Source organism: Flavobacterium sp. AC267, assembly GCF_979258715.1.
On record NZ_OZ409875.1, the window covers coordinates 3,441,590 to 3,459,936 of the forward strand.

The 18,347-nt window shown below is 35.4% G+C and carries 21 protein-coding genes, 1 tRNA gene and 2 pseudogenes; 9 read left to right on the forward strand and 15 right to left on the reverse strand.

Going from position 1 to position 18,347, the window contains the following annotated elements; genetic code table 11:
* Positions 1-43 precede the first annotated feature (43 nt).
* From hxlA to ACZZ95_RS18185, 3 genes are all read right to left on the reverse strand, one after another.
* Entirely contained in the window at positions 44-628 is a 585-nt protein-coding gene (gene hxlA / locus ACZZ95_RS18175) for a 3-hexulose-6-phosphate synthase (RefSeq protein WP_463470113.1), read from the reverse strand.
* Between the two features lie 95 nt (positions 629-723).
* Entirely contained in the window at positions 724-1,290 is a 567-nt protein-coding gene (gene hxlB / locus ACZZ95_RS18180; protein ID WP_463470114.1) for a 6-phospho-3-hexuloisomerase, read from the reverse strand.
* Positions 1,291-1,570: 280 nt separating this feature from the next.
* Complete coding sequence (locus tag ACZZ95_RS18185) at positions 1,571-2,314, reverse strand: helix-turn-helix domain-containing protein (RefSeq protein ID WP_463470115.1); 744 nt, start codon at positions 2,312-2,314, stop codon at positions 1,571-1,573.
* A gap of 819 nt (positions 2,315-3,133) precedes the next feature.
* On the opposite strand from ACZZ95_RS18185, the gene ACZZ95_RS18190 reads away from it, so the two are divergent.
* From ACZZ95_RS18190 to ACZZ95_RS18205, 4 genes are all read left to right on the forward strand, one after another.
* Positions 3,134-3,346, forward strand: coding sequence for a hypothetical protein (locus ACZZ95_RS18190; RefSeq protein WP_463470116.1), 213 nt, complete (start codon positions 3,134-3,136; stop codon positions 3,344-3,346).
* Positions 3,315-3,995, forward strand: a complete 681-nt coding sequence (locus tag ACZZ95_RS18195) for an alpha/beta hydrolase (RefSeq protein WP_463470117.1) — start codon at positions 3,315-3,317, stop codon at positions 3,993-3,995. Before ACZZ95_RS18190 ends, ACZZ95_RS18195 begins: the two co-directional genes overlap by 32 nt.
* Before the next feature lie 179 nt (positions 3,996-4,174).
* Positions 4,175-5,593, forward strand: a complete 1,419-nt coding sequence (locus ACZZ95_RS18200) for a sugar MFS transporter (RefSeq protein WP_463470118.1) — start codon at positions 4,175-4,177, stop codon at positions 5,591-5,593.
* A gap of 233 nt (positions 5,594-5,826) precedes the next feature.
* Positions 5,827-6,072, forward strand: coding sequence for a hypothetical protein (locus ACZZ95_RS18205; protein ID WP_463470119.1), 246 nt, complete (start codon positions 5,827-5,829; stop codon positions 6,070-6,072).
* A gap of 208 nt (positions 6,073-6,280) precedes the next feature.
* On the opposite strand, the gene ACZZ95_RS18210 is transcribed toward ACZZ95_RS18205, so the two are convergent.
* The 3 genes from ACZZ95_RS18210 to ACZZ95_RS18220 all read right to left on the reverse strand — a co-directional run bounded on the left by ACZZ95_RS18210 (position 6,281) and on the right by ACZZ95_RS18220 (position 8,523).
* The gene (locus tag ACZZ95_RS18210) at positions 6,281-6,775 is read right to left on the reverse strand and encodes a PPC domain-containing DNA-binding protein (RefSeq protein ID WP_463470120.1); all 495 of its coding nucleotides are present in this window, start codon (positions 6,773-6,775) and stop codon (positions 6,281-6,283) included.
* 4 nt (positions 6,776-6,779) lie between these two features.
* A complete protein-coding gene (locus tag ACZZ95_RS18215) occupies positions 6,780-7,340 on the reverse strand; it encodes a PPC domain-containing DNA-binding protein (protein WP_463470121.1) in 561 nt (186 codons plus the stop codon).
* Positions 7,341-7,848: 508 nt separating this feature from the next.
* Entirely contained in the window at positions 7,849-8,523 is a 675-nt protein-coding gene (locus ACZZ95_RS18220; protein ID WP_463470122.1) for an SDR family NAD(P)-dependent oxidoreductase, read from the reverse strand.
* A 151-nt stretch (positions 8,524-8,674) separates the two neighbouring features.
* Here ACZZ95_RS18220 and ACZZ95_RS18225 point away from each other — a divergent pair, with 151 nt between their 5' ends.
* Entirely contained in the window at positions 8,675-9,007 is a 333-nt protein-coding gene (locus tag ACZZ95_RS18225; protein ID WP_463470123.1) for a helix-turn-helix domain-containing protein, read from the forward strand.
* Positions 8,985-9,410, forward strand: coding sequence for an IclR family transcriptional regulator domain-containing protein (locus tag ACZZ95_RS18230; protein ID WP_463470124.1), 426 nt, complete (start codon positions 8,985-8,987; stop codon positions 9,408-9,410). Before ACZZ95_RS18225 ends, ACZZ95_RS18230 begins: the two co-directional genes overlap by 23 nt.
* Before the next feature lie 455 nt (positions 9,411-9,865).
* Here ACZZ95_RS18230 and ACZZ95_RS18235 read toward each other — a convergent pair whose 3' ends face one another.
* The 8 genes and pseudogenes from ACZZ95_RS18235 to ACZZ95_RS18270 all read right to left on the reverse strand — a co-directional run bounded on the left by ACZZ95_RS18235 (position 9,866) and on the right by ACZZ95_RS18270 (position 15,815).
* A complete protein-coding gene (locus ACZZ95_RS18235; RefSeq protein ID WP_463470125.1) occupies positions 9,866-10,492 on the reverse strand; it encodes a DUF1295 domain-containing protein in 627 nt (208 codons plus the stop codon).
* A 164-nt stretch (positions 10,493-10,656) separates the two neighbouring features.
* Positions 10,657-11,157, reverse strand: a complete 501-nt coding sequence (locus tag ACZZ95_RS18240; RefSeq protein WP_463470126.1) for a Crp/Fnr family transcriptional regulator — start codon at positions 11,155-11,157, stop codon at positions 10,657-10,659.
* Positions 11,158-11,269: 112 nt separating this feature from the next.
* Positions 11,270-11,506, reverse strand: a complete 237-nt coding sequence (locus tag ACZZ95_RS18245) for an IS3 family transposase (protein WP_463470127.1) — start codon at positions 11,504-11,506, stop codon at positions 11,270-11,272.
* Positions 11,507-11,569: 63 nt separating this feature from the next.
* Positions 11,570-11,896, reverse strand: coding sequence for a transposase (locus tag ACZZ95_RS18250; RefSeq protein ID WP_463470128.1), 327 nt, complete (start codon positions 11,894-11,896; stop codon positions 11,570-11,572).
* Positions 11,893-13,057, reverse strand: a pseudogene (locus tag ACZZ95_RS18255) (IS3 family transposase). Before ACZZ95_RS18255 ends, ACZZ95_RS18250 begins: the two are co-directional and overlap by 4 nt.
* Positions 13,058-13,280: 223 nt before the next feature.
* Positions 13,281-14,018 carry a trypsin-like serine protease gene (locus ACZZ95_RS18260; RefSeq protein WP_463470129.1) on the reverse strand — a complete coding sequence of 246 codons (738 nt, stop codon included), beginning with the start codon at positions 14,016-14,018 and terminating at the stop codon, positions 13,281-13,283.
* 27 nt (positions 14,019-14,045) lie between these two features.
* Entirely contained in the window at positions 14,046-14,627 is a 582-nt protein-coding gene (locus ACZZ95_RS18265) for an IS3 family transposase (RefSeq protein ID WP_463470130.1), read from the reverse strand.
* A gap of 1 nt (position 14,628) precedes the next feature.
* Positions 14,629-15,815 (reverse strand): annotated as a pseudogene (locus ACZZ95_RS18270) (IS3 family transposase).
* Positions 15,816-16,518: 703 nt separating this feature from the next.
* Between ACZZ95_RS18270 and ACZZ95_RS18275 the strand changes: the two are divergent.
* From ACZZ95_RS18275 to ACZZ95_RS18285, 3 genes are all read left to right on the forward strand, one after another.
* On the forward strand, positions 16,519-16,686 hold the full coding sequence (locus ACZZ95_RS18275) for a hypothetical protein (RefSeq protein WP_463470131.1): 168 nt from the start codon (positions 16,519-16,521) through the stop codon (positions 16,684-16,686).
* On the forward strand, positions 16,683-17,585 hold the full coding sequence (locus ACZZ95_RS18280; RefSeq protein ID WP_463470132.1) for a recombinase family protein: 903 nt from the start codon (positions 16,683-16,685) through the stop codon (positions 17,583-17,585). Before ACZZ95_RS18275 ends, ACZZ95_RS18280 begins: the two co-directional genes overlap by 4 nt.
* A 256-nt stretch (positions 17,586-17,841) precedes the next feature.
* Positions 17,842-18,234, forward strand: coding sequence for a hypothetical protein (locus ACZZ95_RS18285; RefSeq protein WP_463470133.1), 393 nt, complete (start codon positions 17,842-17,844; stop codon positions 18,232-18,234).
* Here the strand turns inward: ACZZ95_RS18285 and ACZZ95_RS18290 are convergent.
* A tRNA-Arg gene (locus tag ACZZ95_RS18290) sits at positions 18,200-18,273 on the reverse strand. The two genes, ACZZ95_RS18285 and ACZZ95_RS18290, sit on opposite strands and share 35 nt — an antisense overlap.
* Between the last annotated feature and the right edge of the window lie 74 nt (positions 18,274-18,347).

Consider the following 18,347-nt stretch of genomic DNA (forward strand, 5'->3'; position numbering starts at 1 on the left):
GACTGGAACCTGCTAATAAAGTCCAGCCTTGATGAATAATTTACTATACAGTAGCACTGATGATAGCATCTCTTAACGCTTTGGCGCAGCTGACTGGATCTTTAGCACCATAGATGGCTCCACCCGCTACGGCAACATCTGCACCTGCGGCTACAACATCCTTTATTGTATCAATGTTTACTCCACCTGCCACAGAAAAAGGTACTTTAGCTTCTCTTCCTTCACTGATAAGTGTTTGAACTGAGTAACCAGGCAATGCCTGCTCGTCAAGACCAGCGTGTAATTCAACAAAAGCAACTCCAAAAGCAGTTACCTCTTTTGCTCTCTGTACTCTATCCTTTACTCCAATAGTATCTACTACTACTTTTCTTCCATATTTTTTTGCGGCTTCTACAGCGCCTTTTATGGTAGCATCATCTACAGCACCCATAACCGTTACCAGATCAGCACCTGCTTTAAATGCCATCTCTGCTTCCAAAGCTCCGGTATCAGCCGTTTTCATGTCAGCAAAAACTAATTTGTCGGGGAAAGCTGCTTTCATAGCCGTTACTACACTAAGGCCTTCTGCTTTAATAAGGGGCGTACCCAATTCTATAATATCTACGTAAGGTGCTACTTTTGCTCGCAAGTTCTAATGCTCGCTTCTGTAGTAAGTAAATCAATTGCGACTTGTAATTTTGTCATGTCTAAAATGTTTAAAAAAATTAATTGTAAAATAAAATGTTATTCCAGGTTAGCGTGTTTGGGCCACAGGTTTTCTTTCGTTAAACCTGATTCCTGCCATAGGGTCATAAAAACGCTTTCGAGTATTAATAATGTAAATTGTTCAAAAAGGCTTCCTGCATATTGTTCAGAAACTGTTACTCCGAAGTCTGTTTTTGTTGCGGCATTGATCAGTACTGTATTCTCTGCCAATTCTGCCAGCCTGCTTTTCGAATCAGCTGTAATGGCCGCAACTTTGGCATTTTGTTTTTTTGCTTTTTCAACGGCAGATAAAACCGTAGTCGTAGTACCTGATCCTGATGCCACAAGGAGAAGATCTCCTTCGAGGATGGCAGGAGTAACAGTTTCTCCAACCACATATACCGTATAGCCCAAATGCATAAAGCGCATTGCGACCATTTTTAATGCAAGTCCGCTTCTGCCGGCGACCATTACAAAAATTCGCTTGGCTGTTTTAATTTCGTGAATCAATGTCTCAACTTCTTTTGGATTGATCTGATCTGCCAACTTTAGGTTTTCCTCTAAAATGGTATGCAGGTTTTTAGTTATTAAATTATTGATATTCATAGTTTTATTTTTTAAATAAGCGGATAAGTCTGTAATACATTCCTATTGCACCATTTAGAAATGACGAATAAGAATGATATTTAATTTTATTATGTGCTGATGGATACTGCCCGATTAAATGGACGGGTGGATTATAATTTTAATTCCTGATCAATAGAATTAAAACTGAAATTGACCCGCAGTTTGTTTAGAGCAATAATAATTGGTACATCGTTGAATAGTACTATTTACTGATGCAAAGATAAACCAGGGGAGAGGGGAGGATGTTATACAAACAAGACTACGCGGTATAAATTTGCGCCAATTCGTTTTGAAGGTCCGTTGGTGTTTCTTTTAGTTTTGCCTTTACGAATTTGTTTAGCGCAGAGGGAGAACTGAATCCTAGGTCAAATGCGATTTCTTTGTGCGAGAGATGCGAAAACAATAACTGTCTTTTAATTTCGGTCAAGATTCTGTTATGAATGGCATTAATGGCAGTTTCACCACAATGTTTTTTGGTGATCTCATTGAGCTTTTTAGCACTTGTAGCCAGCTGGTGGGCGTAATACTGTACAGTACGTTCACTTTTATAATGCTGATTTAATAATTTTTTGAATGAGATGTAAACCTGTTGATTTGCTCTTGGATTTTCGTGGTAGATAACAGGATGCTGGCCGTGTATGGATTCTATGAGCCCAAGCAGAAAAACTTTGATATAAAAACGTGCCTGTTCTTTTTTAACAAGGCTGGGGGCGTTGTAAATATCCTGAATGTTTTTGATAATTGGAAGCGCCTCGTCAAATTCAGGTTTTGAAAGTGCTGTGCAGTTAAGGTTTGTTGCAAGGTTTACATTATAGGCGCTGAGTTCATTTTTTAATATGTCGGAGCAGAACAGTACTTCTTCAAACAAAATAATTTTACCAGAGAGATCGTTACCGGGACTTGATAGAAAGTGAATTTGCTCTGGGAAAACAATAGCTATTTTTCTCGAATTTAATGCATATATTTTGTCCTCTATATGCATGTTGATATTTCCAGATTCCACTAAAATAATACAGAAATGATCCTTTTTATGCGGCTGTAAATAATGTTCAATATTTGCTTGCAGTTAAGTCAAAAACACGAAATGATAAATTGGTATCTTCTGTTTTTTGTATATTTTTCTTGATCTCTAACCGTACTAAATCCATATTAAATTTTTGTTATTAAGTTCCAAAATCAATCAACAGCTCACAATATATAATGATAAGGTATGCTGAACTGATATTTACAGATATTGGTTTTGAAGAAATAAATACTTCAAAACCTAATTACAGAAAGGAAGGGACAAAAGTACACTTTTTTACTTTTTACCGGAATGACCTAGTTTAAGAATTAATCTTAAACTACATTAAGTATGATTAAAATATTCGGTTAGACAGCTCATGCTTTAAAGTCGCAAGATCCTTACTAACGAAAAAATGTATCGGTCGTAATTATTTTTAATTTCAATCTTTTAGATATATTATTCTGCGATTTGGACATTGCCTTTGATCTTTTATCATTATAAATTTGCTGGAATTCAGTATTTGCGTTATTGGTTAGGATTGCCTGCGACAAATTTGCGATCCGGCTTTTCAGTTTCAATTGCAATTTTATAACTGCTTTATTGGTAGAAACTTTCCAAAACAGTTTTAAAGAATTATTGCATTCTTGTAAAGCCGCATATCAAGTAACTGCCTCATGTATTGACGTTGTGTTTTTCTGTCTTAAACCAAAGAAAAACAGCGTTCATCTTATAGAGATTTAAATAACTATAACAGATGAGATCCTGTTACCTGATTTGACACCTTGTGCAGGTTTTACTGTTTTAAAAATAAATGATATGAAAAAAATAAAATTTGTTTTATTACTTCTGATGGTCCAAAATTTATTAGCGACTCAGGAAAATATTATTTTACCGATCAACGGAAAAATAAATAAAGATACAGGTAAGGAGGAAAAAGTCTTAAAAATGGATCCAAAATCAGAGAGCCGTATTGTTTATAATGTAACAGTGCCAAGTCTTGCCGTTTATAAACCTGAAGGTCGCGTCTAATGGGATAGGAATATTGATAATTCCCGGGGGTGCATTTCACATTCTTGCATATGATGACGAAGGCGTGAAGATAGCAAAATCTCTAACAGCAAAGGGATACACGGCGACAGTATTGAAATACAGACTGGTAAAATTAGAAGGTCTGGATCCTTTTGGGAAATTAATGCAGAATGCCAATAACTTCGCCGTTTTAGAATCGCTAATGGCTCCTGTAGTACCTTTAGCTATTGCAGATGGTAAAGAAGCGATGAAATACCTGAAAACAAATGCGGCGACTTTAGGTTTTAATAAAGACAAAATAGGTGTGATTGGTTTTTCTGCTGGAGGAACGATTGCGTACGCAATAGCTTTGGATAAGGAAGTTCGTCCTTTATTCAGTGCACCCATATATCCTTATTTAGGACCTGTAATGAAAACTACGGTTCCAGCTGATCCATCACCTTTATTTATTTCCGTCGCACAGGATGATGATTTCGGCTTTGACAGCAATTCAGCTAAATTCTACGAAAAGTGGAAAGCGACAAAAGGTCCTGCAGAACTTCACATCTACACTAAAGGGCGTCACGGATTCGCAAGTAAAACCCAGGGTCTTCCTGTTGATCACTGGGAAGACCGATGGATGGAGTGGTTGTCGTCGATGAAATTTTAGTAGAAAGAAAATTTTTTTACTCATTTAGCCTTTACTGCTGTTAATACTTTTTTATTTCTTCCCAGATAAGCTTTCGTAACTAAAAGACCTGTCTTTTTATTATTCTTTTATCTCAAAGCGTCTGGCTTTTTTTTGGCTTTTAATTAGTGCCTGTATATGTTAAAAATTAAATTTTATTTATGAATACTAAAAACACCTCCACTCAACCACGTCCCAATTATACAGTTCCGTTAATTACTATTACACTATTGTTTTTCATGTGGGGATTTATTACCTGTATGAATGATATTTTGATTCCTTATTTAAAGAAATTATTTAATCTTAGTTTTGTAGAATCGATGCTGGTTCAGTTTTGTTTTTTTGGTGCTTACTTTCTGGGTTCACTGACTTACTTTGTGTTTTCTCATTACAAAGGTGATCCAATTAATAAAGTAGGTTATAAAAAAGGAATTCTTTCGGGAATTCTTCTTTCGGTCGCAGGATGTGTTCTATTTTATCCTGCGACCACTTGCTCGGTATATGGCTTGTTTCTGGGAGCCTTATTTGTACTTGGATTAGGTTTTACAATTCTGCAGATTACGGCAAATGCGTATGTTGCACTTTTAGGTCCGGAGGAAAGCGCTTCGGGAAGATTGAATATGACACAGGCTTTTAATGCTTTCGGAACTACAATTGCCCCTATACTTGGCGGTTACCTGGTATTTGGGCATGGGGGCGATCATAATATTACAGCTGAGGCAACCCGAATACCTTACCTTGTATTTGCGGGAATTTTAATTTTAGCGACCCTTTTAATATACAACGTAAAACTGCCTTCCTTTCAAACTGGAGAAACGGAGCACAGAGGGCTGGGAGCTTTGAATTTTCTGCATCTGCGTTTGGGAATTTTTGGTATTTTCTGTTATGTAGGGGCAGAGGTAGCAGTTGGAAGTTTTATCATTAGTTTTCTGGAACTAGATAGTGTGGGTGGTTTAAGCGAAACTGTCAGCAAAAATTATCTTGCGATGTATTGGGGCGGTGCAATGATTGGAAGGTTTCTTGGAGCTATTTCTTTAAATCAGAGTATAAATGCGGCAAAGAAGAGTATATTTATGCTAGTAACTGCAGGGTCTGTTTTTCTGCTTATTTATTTTATAGTAAATCTTACTTTTAACCAGATGAGTTTCTTTCTTGTGTTTCTGGTTTTAAACTTTTTTGCGTTTATGATTGGAAAATCTGCACCGGCAAGAACATTGACAATATTTGCAGGTATTAATGTGGTTCTACTGCTTGTAAGTATTTTGACTGCTGGAAAAATTGCGATGTACAGTATATTGGGAATCGGGATTTTTAACTCCATTATGTTTTCCAACATTTATACTTTGAGTATTGCGGGGCTGGGGAAATACACCAGTCAGGGTTCGTCTCTTCTAGTTATGGCGATTTTAGGAGGAGCTTTGGTTCCGCTGATTCAAGGTGTTCTTGCCGATTCTGACTTTGGTGTGCAGAAATCATTTATTATCCCTGTTTTTTGTTATTTATATATTTTATTATTTGGGTTCTACTGCTCCAAGAAGCTTAAATTTGCGGTCCATGCTAAAAATATATCAGGACATTGATTTTGGTTACGATTCTTCAATATAAAACAGCTGGAGTCCAAGCGACCAGGTGAAAAGACGCATGAAAAAGAAAGGTAATTATCAAGATTTACAGACCTATTTAATGGTTAGTTTTTTGAACTATTTATATTCAAAACCTCTAGTTTTTTAACAAAAGAGATAATGCGGGCTAAGGTCTAAATTGCTACATTTGATTATCTATTAATCAATCTACAACCTGCAGATCTTTCAGAATGGAAAAAGCTATACAATTAAAAGTGAGAAAAGATTTGGATGCACACCAGCGACTCACTGTAATTAAATTAAAAGGCGACCTTATATCAAAAGGATATACCGATATTATCCATATTCTGGATCAGGATGAAGACTTTCATCTTAATACTTTTGAAACAGCATTGGAGAAGCGTAATGAAGTCCAGCAGTACATTACAGCTTTTATTGATCAGGAAAACCTTTTTGACACCATTACTATCAAGTAAATATAATTTGAAAATGCATATTTACAAAAATTGCGCTTTCGGCGGGATTAATTAGTTTAACAATCTGCCTGGGGAGAATTAAGTATTGTAATTCCTTTAGTTTATTCTTTGAAAAGTTTAAAAATATTAAAACCCGAGAATAAAATATCTCGGGTTTTAAATTCTCTAATAAAATTAGGATTGCGATGCCATTGAAATGCTTCCAAATTTAAATAATCATTCCTGCCTGAAATTCCTGGTCAAGTTTTTTATAAAGAGCTGTTGGCTGTGCGACAACAATTACCTCAAAAGTCGGGCCTATGTTGATAGAAAGTACATGTCCACCTTTTACTGATCCACCTCGTAATGCAGCTGTCGCGTGCGCGTGTACAACTGGTGTGGTATCCATCCAGGTGATATTACCAGTAAATGAAGTTACTTCAGCTATCCCAATTGGAATCACTTGATATTTTAGGCGGTCAAAATCAAACCAGCCCAGTTCAAGTCCGAATGCACTTCCAATTCCATTAAAATAGGCACTTTTGATATCATAAGTTAAGGCGAAATCTGTTAATCCGGATATAACCTCATCTTCTTTTGAAAAAATAACCATATAGGTTTTTACACCACCCACATTGCTTAATAATTTCACCTTCATAGCTGGTGCTTTGCCCAGTATTACAGGTTCAGATGTACTTCTAAATCTAAATTGTTCTTCTTGCATGCTATTATTCTTTAATGTCTGGGTCAATTAGCCCTGCTTGAAATTCTTCATTTAATTTTTTAAACAGCTGGGTAGGTTCCACTGTTACGATAATCTCAAGAGTTGGTCCTACAATTAATTGTAATAAGTGTCCGCCTTTTACAGAACCATCTTTAACTGATGCGGTTACATGGGTGTGGGCAACCGGTTTATTATGATACCATGCTATGTCTCCAGTAAATGATGTAACCTCGGCTTCTTTAATAGGTAATACTAGAAACTGCTTACGCTCATAATCGAACCAGCCTACCTCTAGGCTCAATGCATCTCCTATTGCTTGATAGTGTGCACTTTTTACATTATATTTTTGTGCAAATTCTGTAAGGCCAGATACGGCCTCATCCCCTTTGGCTAAAATAATAATGTATGTTTTCACATCTCCCACTGTACTTAATAACCTGACTTTCATTCCTGGAGCTTTTCCAGGTTCACCATATTTAGTTGCGGATCTGTATTCTTGTGCCTGAGCACTGATCTGAAATGCAATGGTAACTAGTAATGCTAATACTAAATTTCTGTAATTCATTTTCATGTTGTTGAGTAATTAATGCCTACTAAGTAGGCTGTTGTTAAATCTTTTAATATTGTTCCCGCCATTACTAAATGGTAATAGTAATGCGTGGTGAATAATTATTTCTGGGAGTTGTGCGCTTACAATTTTTTTTATTAGCTTATAAGGGTTAAAGCAATTACGTACTTATCATGCGCGCCAGACTTATTTCAAATTTATTATCTTGATAAGCAATGAACTGTAAATAATTTGTTAACATGTTTAATAATTCGAAAATGGCGAACAAATGAGTAAATCCTTTAAAAGATGAGATTTTTTAACGACAAACATTTCCACTATAAACTAGTAAATCGATACATTAAGCAAAAATATTTTAAAACCGCCTATTGAAAATCATAGAAAGAGTATGTTTGGAAAGTTACTGCTTGCTAATTCAACTAAAAAATTAAATTTTAAACAGTAATTAATTCGGGTTTTAATACTATTAGTTAAAGTACAAGGATATCATTTGTTAAATTATACCTTAAAATTCCTCAACAGCGCCTATTTCCACATTCCAAAATTTGGCTGTATGGGTATTTTCAGTAATGGCTTTGTAAATTCCATTTACAGATGTATCAAGAGTTACAGGAGCCGTGTCACTGCCCATTCTGGTTTGTACCCATCCTGGATGCAATGGCGTAACATTTATATTCTTTTCTGCAAGCCTTTGGCTTAACATAACTGCGTAAATGTTTATAGCGACTTTTGACATTCGGTATGCAGGAGCATTTGGAGCAATGTTGCGAATTAAAGCCATTGCTGTTGATAAAAACACAATCTGACCGCCGTCTTTAACATATTCTAAAAACGCTTCTGTAAATAATACAGTTCCGGTTGTATTGGTTGCGAATGTTGCATTCATAAGTGTCGCCGTAGGAATTTCATCTCCTAAATCCAAACCAACTCCTGCATTGTTAACTATGCAGTCTAATTTGATTTCAAGTTTTTTAAACTTTTCAACAGCATTTCTAATACTATCTTCATTGCTTATATCGCCTTGGATAATAGTCAGATTGGGGTGTGAAAAATCTTCAATTTCTCCTGATCGTGTTATGGCAATTACTGCCGAACCTTCTTGTAATAATTTTTTGGTCAGGCCAAGTCCTATGCCATTGCTTGCACCGGTAACCAGTACATTTGTAATTGAATTTTTCATATAATCTGTTTGTGATTCCCTAATTTTCAGAACCCAGTTAGTTGTAATCTAAAAAAGTTGTCGCTTTATTAGATACCAAATGTATATATTTGTCGAACTTATTATCACTTTAGAAGATTAAAATGTAAATTTGTTCATTATACACGAACTTATGAACCAATCTGTAAAAAAAACATTTCAAATACTGGAGTATATCGCATCCAATGGGAATTTTGTCAGGCTTAACGATGTGGCTCGTGCATTGGAACTAAAAAAGAATACTGCTCATGGTTTTTTAGATACACTAAAGCAATTAGGATATTTAGAACAAGATGATATTAGCCCCAGATATAAAATAAGCCCAAAGATCGAAAGTTTGTATGTACCGTCATTTTCACTAAATGAACTTAAACAGGAACTTCGCCCTATGCTGGAAAAAAATATCCAATATTACAAAGGAGTCTTCTTATTTAGCCGTTCAAATGGGATCGTACTACAGGCATGAACTGAAATGTGAACCTAACAGAGCTGTAAAAATCTCCCTTAATATGGGCAAAGATTACGAAATGACGACTACTGCAATTGGGAAATGTTTCCTTGCCCACTCAGAGCATTTATTGGGAAGCCTTGGTAAACAATATGAAAAAGAAGATTTTGCAATGATGGAAAAGGAAGTTGTTACGATTCGCAATACGGGTTATGCATTGGATGTAGAAGCTTATGACCCGGATCTTAATTGTGTTGCCATTCCTATTTTCTATAAAAACAGACCCATTGCAGTGCTGTGTGTTTCAGGGCCATCTTTTAGATTTAAAGAACCCCAGTTTCTTGAAAGTCTACGAATTATGGATATGGTATTAAGAGAACATGGGAAATATGAGCATAGACTGGATCTTGCTTTACTGTAGATAACAAATTTTTATAATATTAAAGATTTACGGGTAATTATTTGAAGTAGGCTATCGTCCTGTCATTTATGTAATATATTTATTGTTGTTCACAATCATCTAGAAAAAAGGAGTAAATGATAGTGGTATTCCAATACTATCCATCAGTTGCAGATTCGAACTTAAGCTAGGCAGACATTGATTTTGCTGAGATTTTCGTTCTTCAAAGTGCCTTGTGCCACGATTCTGCCACACAACTTAGATTGGTAAATATCTTTAAAAAACACCTCAAGTTTTTGTGGCAAAAAAGGTATACACTCCAAATACAAAGTGCCACGATTCTACCACAAGACTTATAAAGGCGAAATATTTCTAAAAAACCGCACTAAGTTTTGTGGCAAAAAAGTTTTATTCACTCCAGTTATGCCATTTTTTATTAATGTAACAATTTAGTTGTTCCGTGTAAAGTAATTACTTTATTGTCGTCGCAGTTTTGGAAACAACATTCCAGTTCTTTTTTTATAGGCAGTAAAAGCGACATGCCTGGACATGGAACGGTCTTTACTGCGCATATTGCGAAAGAAGTAAGCAGTCCAGCGACCTAATATTACAAAAGGAAGCCAGTGCCAGGATAAAAGGGCATAGGAGGCATAAATTAAGATCTCACCCAGATAATTAGGATTGCGGGTGCGTGCAAATAAGCCGTCATCTATTATACCTTTTTGAAGACGAAGTGTATAATGCTTTTGGGCATCACTGACATAATGCATAAAAATCCCTAAAGTATATACAGCCGGCGCTACTGCGAAAATCCAAGCGGGCAGTATAACATTTCTGGAGATTAAAAGAAAAGGCGCCGTGTAATAAGCGGCAAGTGGTAAAAATGGAGTAAGAAGTCCAATCCACAATGGAATTTTTTGTTCAAATCTTTTATCGGGGTATAATTCCTGTTTCAGAAGCCACAATAAGCAGTAGGTGCCGTGCAGGCCTAAATAAAGGAATGCACCGGCACTCCAGTTATCATAATACCACATTAAGAAAAGTACAAAAGGAATTACCAATATTTTATGGGTATTGATAATAAAATTAACCGTTAGTTTCATAAGTGCTGTCTTTTTATATTTGAAGCAAAATTGCAAAAGACAGCACAGCTGCACTAATGAACCCAGGTTAAGTAATTCGCTTTCTGATCCTGCTTAGTGCCTGCGGTGTAATGCCAATGTAGGAAGCAATATACTTTAAGGGAATAAATTTTATTAATTCAGGTTCATCGCGTAAACAGTTGTAAATAACGCTGTTCTGCCGAATCTTTTAAAAATGAAATTTCTCTTCGGGACTTTTGTAAAAAAAGAGATTCCCCGGCAAGTCTTCCCATAAAATTCCCTTCTCTGGATATTTCGTAAATACGCTGCAGGTTATCATAAGAGATCTGCCATACCTTTGTATTGACCAAAGCTTCGATGGAGTAAGTGCAGGGTGTCTGGGTGAGGAAAGAATCATAAGCACTAATAAAATGACCTTCAAAGGCAAAACCAAAAGTAAGATCATCTGTTTCTCCCGGGATATAAAGCCGAACAATTCCTTTATCAATAAAGGAAAGATATTTCTCTGTAGTGCCGGCAGTTGTGAGCAGTGATTTTTTAGGATATTTTTTTCTTCCAGGCTGTCTGAAAAAAGCTCCCAGTACTCCGCTGTTAATTGCAGTCTGGTTTGAAAATAGGCCTTTATCTTTTCCATATGATATAAAGTTGTTTGGTAAGAAGCTCATTTATTACCCGGGGTATAAATCTAATAAAGTTTAAGTGATAATAGAAATAAAAACAGAGTGATTCTGAAGTACACTGAAGAGCTTCAGAAATTGCTAATCCTTTCTAGATGGATTATTTCGTTGATTTCTGGTCTGCCAGGGTATTTTTTTTAATAGAAACATATAAACCTAATTCTCTCATATGTTTTAGTACTGTCGTGTGACAGACAAAATAACCCGATTTTTGAAGTTCTGTCATGATACGATAACATCCATAAGTCTCTTTGGAAATAGAAAAAATGGAACTGATTTCTTTTTTTTTAGGTTTATACGCCATTTTTGTGTTTCTGTAAGCGACCCCCGTTTCCATGTTCGATACGTTCCTCTGTTTACATTCAATGCCCTGCACAATAACCTTATGGAATACTTTTTTTCATTTTCTGCCATAAATTGAAAAATAAAAGGCATTCCCAGGCAGATATATTTTCTGGCCTGCTTGCATGATTTCAAACTTTAAATCGGTGTCTTTAATTTTTTTTTCGAGATGGTAAATCTTTTTTTCCTCAGAAGTTAAAATTAAGTCGCCATAGCCTGGAAAACATCCAGTTCCGTATTTTTTAAACTCTTTTCTCCAAAGAAAAAGAAGGTTTTTATCTATTTGTAAATCTCTGGCTGTTTGAGCAAGACTGCCCATTTCATAACTTAACAGGACAGCTTTTAATTTGAAATCACGATCATATGTTTTTCTGCTGTTTTTCATAAAGCTCCACTGTTGAACTCATCGATTGTCTGGTAATTAAGACTGGAATGTATTCTTTTTTTATTATACCAGTTTTCTATATATTCAAATAGTTCTTTTTTCATTTCATCTGCTGTCAGCAATCTAGTCTGTCTGTAAATCAATTCTCTTTTTAGTGTATTAAAAAAACTTTCTACAGCTAAGCATTATCATATTTGTCCCCTTTGCGGCTCATACTGCGCGTGCAGTTTAATTGGTCCAATTTACTGGTAAATATTTTGTTAGCATATTGTATGCCTCGATCAGAATGAAATATCAGCCCGTCTGAAACAGGACGATTAATTACGGCTTTTTCAAAGGCAGGCAGGGTAGTAACTTTTGTCGAAAGTCCGCGACTCAAATGCCAGCCTATTATTTTTCTGTCATATAAGTCCATAACGACAGTTAAATATGAAAACCTTTTATCAATATGGATATAGGTAATGTCTGAAACCCATACCTTAGCTGGTTTATCGATTTTAAATTGTCGGTTTAATACATTTGGAGCAGTGCATAGATTATGTTTTGAATCTGTTGTGGCTGTAAATTTCTTTTTTACGATACGGTGCAGACCAAGCTGTTTCATATAAAATGAAACCTGAGTATCGGAAATTTGAAAGCCCCGGCTGTGAAGTTCTCTTGTAATTAATATAGTGCCCTTATGCTGTTTGAATTCAAAAAAAATAGATTTTATTTCTTTTTTAAGCAAATAGACACGAGTTTCTCTTTTTGAAAAAGGCCGCTTTGTCCACAAATCGTAGGTAGAGTGAGAAGCTCCTAAGACCTCAAACATTTTGTATAAAGGATATTTATCTCTGTTATGGTGTATAAAATTACAAAGGACGTGTTTGCCTTGATGCATGTATTTAATTCCTTTCTCCAGTATTTCAAGCCGGAGCCGGGATGCTTGCCAGCTTCTTTTCTAATTCGTAGATTTTCTTATTCTCATAATAGACTCTTTTACGGCCCTCACCAGGAAAACTTCCCTTCCCATATTTTTCATAAACTTTACGCCATTTACAAAGTCTGCTTGGGATCAATATCGAGTTCCGTCGCAGTTTCTGCAAGTGTATTTCTTCTATAGGTTAGAAGAACAGCGTTCTCTTTGAAAAGAGGCGGGTAATGTTTAATATTTTCTGTCATATGTAAGACAATTAATATTATTCAATAAGATACGCTAAGTTACGAAAATTTCAGAAGAATTTCTGTTTCAATTCTTTCTCATTTTCTTGAGAACACTTTAAAAGAGCCTAAAAGGTATTTCATTATGTTAAAAGTTTAGGATAGAAAATAACGAAGAAAAAATCGGGCAGTACGATAAATGAGAGTACGTGATTTTTACCTATTTGAAAGTCTGCAGTAGTATTTATTTTAGTTTTGCAATGATTTGATCAATAGCTATAGCAAATACTGCCTCTTTAATTTCTTGATCAGCGGGAAGTCCAAATGACATCATGCCGATAACTTTATCATTACAAATTAAAGGACCGCCGGACATTCCAATATTTCCTTTAAATGAAGGCTTAATTACTTTTATATCAGTTAATTTAATGTCATTGGCATTAACGGACATGTTTTGTATTTCAACAATATGACCAGAGGCATCGGATTTACTGGTCTCTAGATTGTAATCATCAATGATCAGACTATTAGTATCCCAATGGGCAGTCGTTATCGGCATAGTAAGTAAATGCCCATAATTTTTGACACTATCATTTTGTTTTGCATTTGTTTCAGACAGCAGTACATTACTTTTTACAGTAACAGGTAGTTTAATGACCACAGCTTCTATTTCCGGAATGGATTCTAAGTAGTCTACTGAAAGCGGTATAATCATTTTTGTGCCCCTCTTTAGCGACCAGAACTGTACAAACCTGTAGCCGGGGTTTGGTTTGAAATTATTTGTATTAAGCACGTGATGAGCAATAAGAACGGTGGAGTCTTTTATTAAAAAACCAGTACCGCATATGCCGCCTATGACAGGGGTTTCTCCTGGAATATTATATGAAATCTTAACAACTGCAAAGACTGAATTTTCTATTTGTGCCTTGGCATATGGCATAAAAAAATAAAATAAAATTATGGTCGCTAAATGCTTTTTCATTTCTTTAAAATTAGTACTGTTGTCTTTTTACTTGCAGTGGAGCCCCAGCTCTCTCATATATTTTCCAACTGTTTTAACAGCTAAGTGATAGCCGGAATTTTGAAGTGCAATTTTAATTCTCTGCTTTCCATACCTTTGTTTGGCTTCAAAGAATATTGCAGTTATTTCTTTTTGTACTGCCTCTTTTCTTTTTTGTTCTGTATCATAATTATTCTTCCATCTTCTGTAGGTGTTTCTGTTAATGCCCAAAACTTTACACATATTTCTTATGGAATATCTTTTTTCATTATCCTTCATAAATTGAAAAATTCTTGGTTTTCCATCTTTGAGATGTTCTCCCGCTTCTTGTAAAAGTTCAAAATCTAATTCTGACTTTTTTATCTTTTTTTCAAACTGAGATTCTTTATGATTTTCCTTATTCTTCTTTAAAGAATTATTTTTGGAAAAGCCCTCTGGACCGTATTTTTTATATACTTTGCGCCAGCTGGTCATTGCACCCTCATATAGTCCGAGCTCCTGTTCGAGTTTCGTTAAATTATTTCTTTTGTAACTCACCAGGACAGCATTTACCTTAAAATAGGGATCGTATACGTTATTTACTCTTTTCATATTAATCATGATGAGATATTTGAACCCTGCTTTCACCAGCATTGAACTGCTCGATAGTTTTATAATTCAATGTTGAATGAATCCTTTTTTTATTGTACCAGTTTTCTATATAGTCAGCTATTTCCTCTTTTAATTCTGGTTCATTCAGCAGGTCGGTCTTTTGATAGATTAGTTCCCTTTTAAATGAACTGAAAAAACTTTCAGCAACTGCATTGTCCAAGTGACTGCCTTTTCGGCTCATGCTTCTTACACATTGATAAGAATTAAGCCGTGCTCGCAAAAGCCCTATTGGCATACTGCACACCTCTGTCAGAATGAAATATCAGTCCATCCAAGACTTTACGTCTAGCCACAGCCATTTCCCAAGCCGGCAAAATGGTAGTTTTAGTGTGAAGACTGCCGCTCAGACTCCAGCCGACTATTTTCCGGTCATAAAGATCCATAATGATTGTCAGGTACAGAAATCTTGACTTAGTCTGAATATAAGTGATATCGGAAACCCATGCCTGAGAGGGGAAATCTGGTTTAAACTGCTGGTTTAAAATATTTGGGGCTGTATAATAATTATGCTTGGAATCTGTAGTGGCTTTAAATTTTCTTTTTGATCTGTCGCGTAGTCCCAGCAAGCTGCATGTAATTAGATACCATTCTTGGAGCTATCTTAAATCCCCGCCTGTTAAGTTCTTTAGCTATCTTGTCCCTGCCATACTCTTTTTTGGAACTTAAAAAGATAGCGGTTATTTCTTCCTTTAGCAGTGCCACGTGAAGATGTTTTTTTGGTATTCCAGTTTTTTTCCATTTGAAATATATGCGTTTGCATATTCCAAGGATCTCACACATTAGATTAATTGTGTACTTATCTTCGTTATCTTTTATGAATGCATAGAGCGCCGGTTTCCCTTGAAAAAGGTACGGTGTTCCTTTTTTTAAGATTTCCAGCCTAAGATCTGATTTTTTACTTCTTTTTTCAAGCTCGAAGAGCTTTTTATTGTCTGGATGCACTCTCGGGTAACCAATGCCTGGAAAGCTTCCTGTACCAAATTTTTTGTACTCCCTGCGCCATCTTGAGAGTACAGTTTGGTCTATATCAAGTTCCGCGACAAAGTCTTTCAAACATTTTTTTTCATAACTTAACCTTACAACATTCACTTTAAAAGCAAGATCAAATTTTCGGTATTCTTTAGGCATAAGTTATTTTAAATTAAATAAAATAGAGATGTAAAAAGTACTAAATTATTTCTAAGAATTTTCTCTTTTGAATATAAACTTCCTAAGCGACATTTTTCTCTCTTCACTTTGCGTTTTATTTTAATTAGCTCAAAAGATTTATATTAAATTTTAAACATATATTTTTTTATATATGGTGCAACTAGCAGGAAATGTTCTCTTGAAAAGTTGATTATCTGGCCAAATTATTGGACAGATTACGAATGTTTTATTTTGTAAGATTTTGTTTGGTAAAATTTAAGCCTTATTTGTACCTCGAGATTGCTTAATCCTTATGAAATAAGGAAAGTTAATTTCTGCATCGGTAATTTGAGTCGTTCCTATCAGTCGGAATAAATAATTTTCAACATAGCTAATCATTGAGGAGACATTAATGATTTTGCAACCCCTAAAAATCTATTGAAGTCTTTGATGTTTTTTGATAGATAGAACTTCATTTATAGCTTAATGTAAGTAGATTATGATCTTAGAAGTATTTTTTTCCGTAAAAAATTCTACTAATAGTGCATGCATTCAGGGGTACAATAAAAATTGTACTTTTTACAAATCTGAAATAATTGTTTATTTGTTAATAGTAAAAGGGCCAGTGAATTGATGCTAAAGAAGGTCCATTAAAAGTATAAGAAAGCCCGTAAGGGCTTTTATTTTTTAATATATATTGACGATGAAAGAGATGGAAAATGTTGAAAGAAAAATTACTCCGGAGAAGGCTATGCGTATGTTAAACTCTGAAGGTATGAATATCACTCTTGAACAAGCAGAGGAAATCTTGTATTTCTTAAGAATAATTGCTAATATCGCTGTTTTGAAACATTTAAATAAAACAAAATGAGCAATATAGCAGACTTATATATCCGAGTAAGCACCGATGAGCAGGCGGAGAAAGGCTTCTCCCAACGTAATCAGGAGGAAATGCTAAGAAAATATTGCGGCATAAACCAAATACAGATACGCAATGTAATTTATGAGGATCATTCAGCTAAGACTTTTAACAGGCCGCAATGGAAAAAATTTCTAGTTGATGTAAAGAAACATAAAAATAAAATTAATCTTGTTCTTTTTATGAAGTGGGACAGGTTCAGCCGTAATGCAGGTGATGCTTACCAAATGATCAATGTATTAAGGAAGCTTGGTGTAGAGCCACAGGCTATAGAACAGCCGCTTGATCTGAGTGTCCCGGAAAATAAAATGATGCTTGCATTTTACCTGGTCGCTCCCGAGGTTGAAAACGACCGAAGAGCACTAAATACCTTTCAGGGACTTAGACGAGGTAAGAAAGAGGGCAGGCATATGGGAATGGCTCCTTATGGTTATGCCAATAAAGTTACAGAAGATGGAAAAAAATATATTGCCATTGTACCAGAGAAAGCCGTAAAACTTATTTGGATATTCGAACAGGTTGCAAGAAATGTTTTTAGTACCGAATCTATTTATCAAATGGCTAAAGATAAAGGGCTTGTTTTATCTAAGAGCAACGTGTGGGTAATTCTTAGAAATCCACTTTACTGCGGAAAAATAGTTGTTCCTAAGTATAGAGATGAAGAGGAGAGGTGGGTCAATGGTCAGCATGAACCAATCATCAGTGAGGGATTATTTTATCGGGTACAGGATGTTCTTGATAGTAAAGCGCGAACTTACCGACCAAAAATTAAGACTATTGAGAATTTTCCTTTGCGTGGTTTTCTTCTTTGTCCAAAGTGCACGCAGAAGCTAACAGGCAACGAAATGTAAAGGACGCAATAAATATTACTACTATTATCATTGTCATAAAGATTGCAAGTGGAGAGTAAACTCTGAGATAGCTAATAAGATCTTTCAAGACCATTTAAATAAATTCAAGCCGATACCGGAGGTTAAGAAATTATATGCGACAGTTCTGCTTGAAGGGTATCGGGAACATACTGCGGTAGTCGCTAATGAAAAAAAGAAAGCACTTGAACAAATTGCAGCTTACGAAAAGAAATTATCCGTTGCCAGAAATCTATTAGTGAGCGAGAAAATTGATGCTGAGGATTATAATCTCATGAAAACTGAATACAATGAAATTATCAGTAATCTTGAAAAAGAGATGGGAAATGTAGAGGACGACAAAGGGAATATAGAGTACTTAACGAACTCAGGATTGGAAAACCTTTTAAAACTCGGGGATGCCTTTGATAATGCGAGTTTAGCAGATTCGAGGGAGATAATTGGTTTAATTTTTCCTGAAAATTTTACATTTCGAGAAAATAAAATCCAAACCGCTAGGATCAATGAGATGGTCAACTGTATCTATTTGGTAAACAATAGATTACGGGCAAAAAAAAACGGGACAAAAGATGATATTTTTCTTTTGTCCCGAGTAGTGACCTCGACTGGATTCAAACCAGTAACCTTCTGAGCCGTAATCAGATGCGCTATTCAGTTGCGCCACGAGGCCTTTTTTGTTTTCAATTCAGCTATTTTTCGTAACTTTGTTGATTGCTTATTGCGGGTGCAAAGATAGGCATAAAT

Excerpts from the sequence above, each read along its gene's own strand:
- hxlB (WP_463470114.1), bottom strand. The coding sequence starts at position 1,290 with ATGAATATCAATAATTTAATAACTAAAAACCTGCATACCATTTTAGAG.
- ACZZ95_RS18235 (WP_463470125.1), bottom strand. The coding sequence starts at position 10,492 with ATGAAACTAACGGTTAATTTTATTATCAATACCCATAAAATATTGGTA.
- ACZZ95_RS18205 (WP_463470119.1), top strand. The coding sequence starts at position 5,827 with ATGGAAAAAGCTATACAATTAAAAGTGAGAAAAGATTTGGATGCACAC.
- ACZZ95_RS18240 (WP_463470126.1), bottom strand. The coding sequence starts at position 11,157 with ATGAGCTTCTTACCAAACAACTTTATATCATATGGAAAAGATAAAGGC.
- ACZZ95_RS18215 (WP_463470121.1), bottom strand. The coding sequence starts at position 7,340 with ATGAATTACAGAAATTTAGTATTAGCATTACTAGTTACCATTGCATTT.
- ACZZ95_RS18260 (WP_463470129.1), bottom strand. The coding sequence starts at position 14,018 with ATGAAAAAGCATTTAGCGACCATAATTTTATTTTATTTTTTTATGCCA.
- ACZZ95_RS18250 (WP_463470128.1), bottom strand. The coding sequence starts at position 11,896 with ATGAAAAACAGCAGAAAAACATATGATCGTGATTTCAAATTAAAAGCT.
- ACZZ95_RS18265 (WP_463470130.1), bottom strand. The coding sequence starts at position 14,627 with ATGAAAAGAGTAAATAACGTATACGATCCCTATTTTAAGGTAAATGCT.
- ACZZ95_RS18230 (WP_463470124.1), top strand. The coding sequence starts at position 8,985 with ATGGGATCGTACTACAGGCATGAACTGAAATGTGAACCTAACAGAGCT.
- ACZZ95_RS18190 (WP_463470116.1), top strand. The coding sequence starts at position 3,134 with ATGAAAAAAATAAAATTTGTTTTATTACTTCTGATGGTCCAAAATTTA.
- ACZZ95_RS18210 (WP_463470120.1), bottom strand. The coding sequence starts at position 6,775 with ATGCAAGAAGAACAATTTAGATTTAGAAGTACATCTGAACCTGTAATA.
- ACZZ95_RS18245 (WP_463470127.1), bottom strand. The coding sequence starts at position 11,506 with ATGGAAACGGGGGTCGCTTACAGAAACACAAAAATGGCGTATAAACCT.
- ACZZ95_RS18225 (WP_463470123.1), top strand. The coding sequence starts at position 8,675 with ATGAACCAATCTGTAAAAAAAACATTTCAAATACTGGAGTATATCGCA.
- ACZZ95_RS18200 (WP_463470118.1), top strand. The coding sequence starts at position 4,175 with ATGAATACTAAAAACACCTCCACTCAACCACGTCCCAATTATACAGTT.
- ACZZ95_RS18280 (WP_463470132.1), top strand. The coding sequence starts at position 16,683 with ATGAGCAATATAGCAGACTTATATATCCGAGTAAGCACCGATGAGCAG.
- ACZZ95_RS18275 (WP_463470131.1), top strand. The coding sequence starts at position 16,519 with ATGAAAGAGATGGAAAATGTTGAAAGAAAAATTACTCCGGAGAAGGCT.
- ACZZ95_RS18220 (WP_463470122.1), bottom strand. The coding sequence starts at position 8,523 with ATGAAAAATTCAATTACAAATGTACTGGTTACCGGTGCAAGCAATGGC.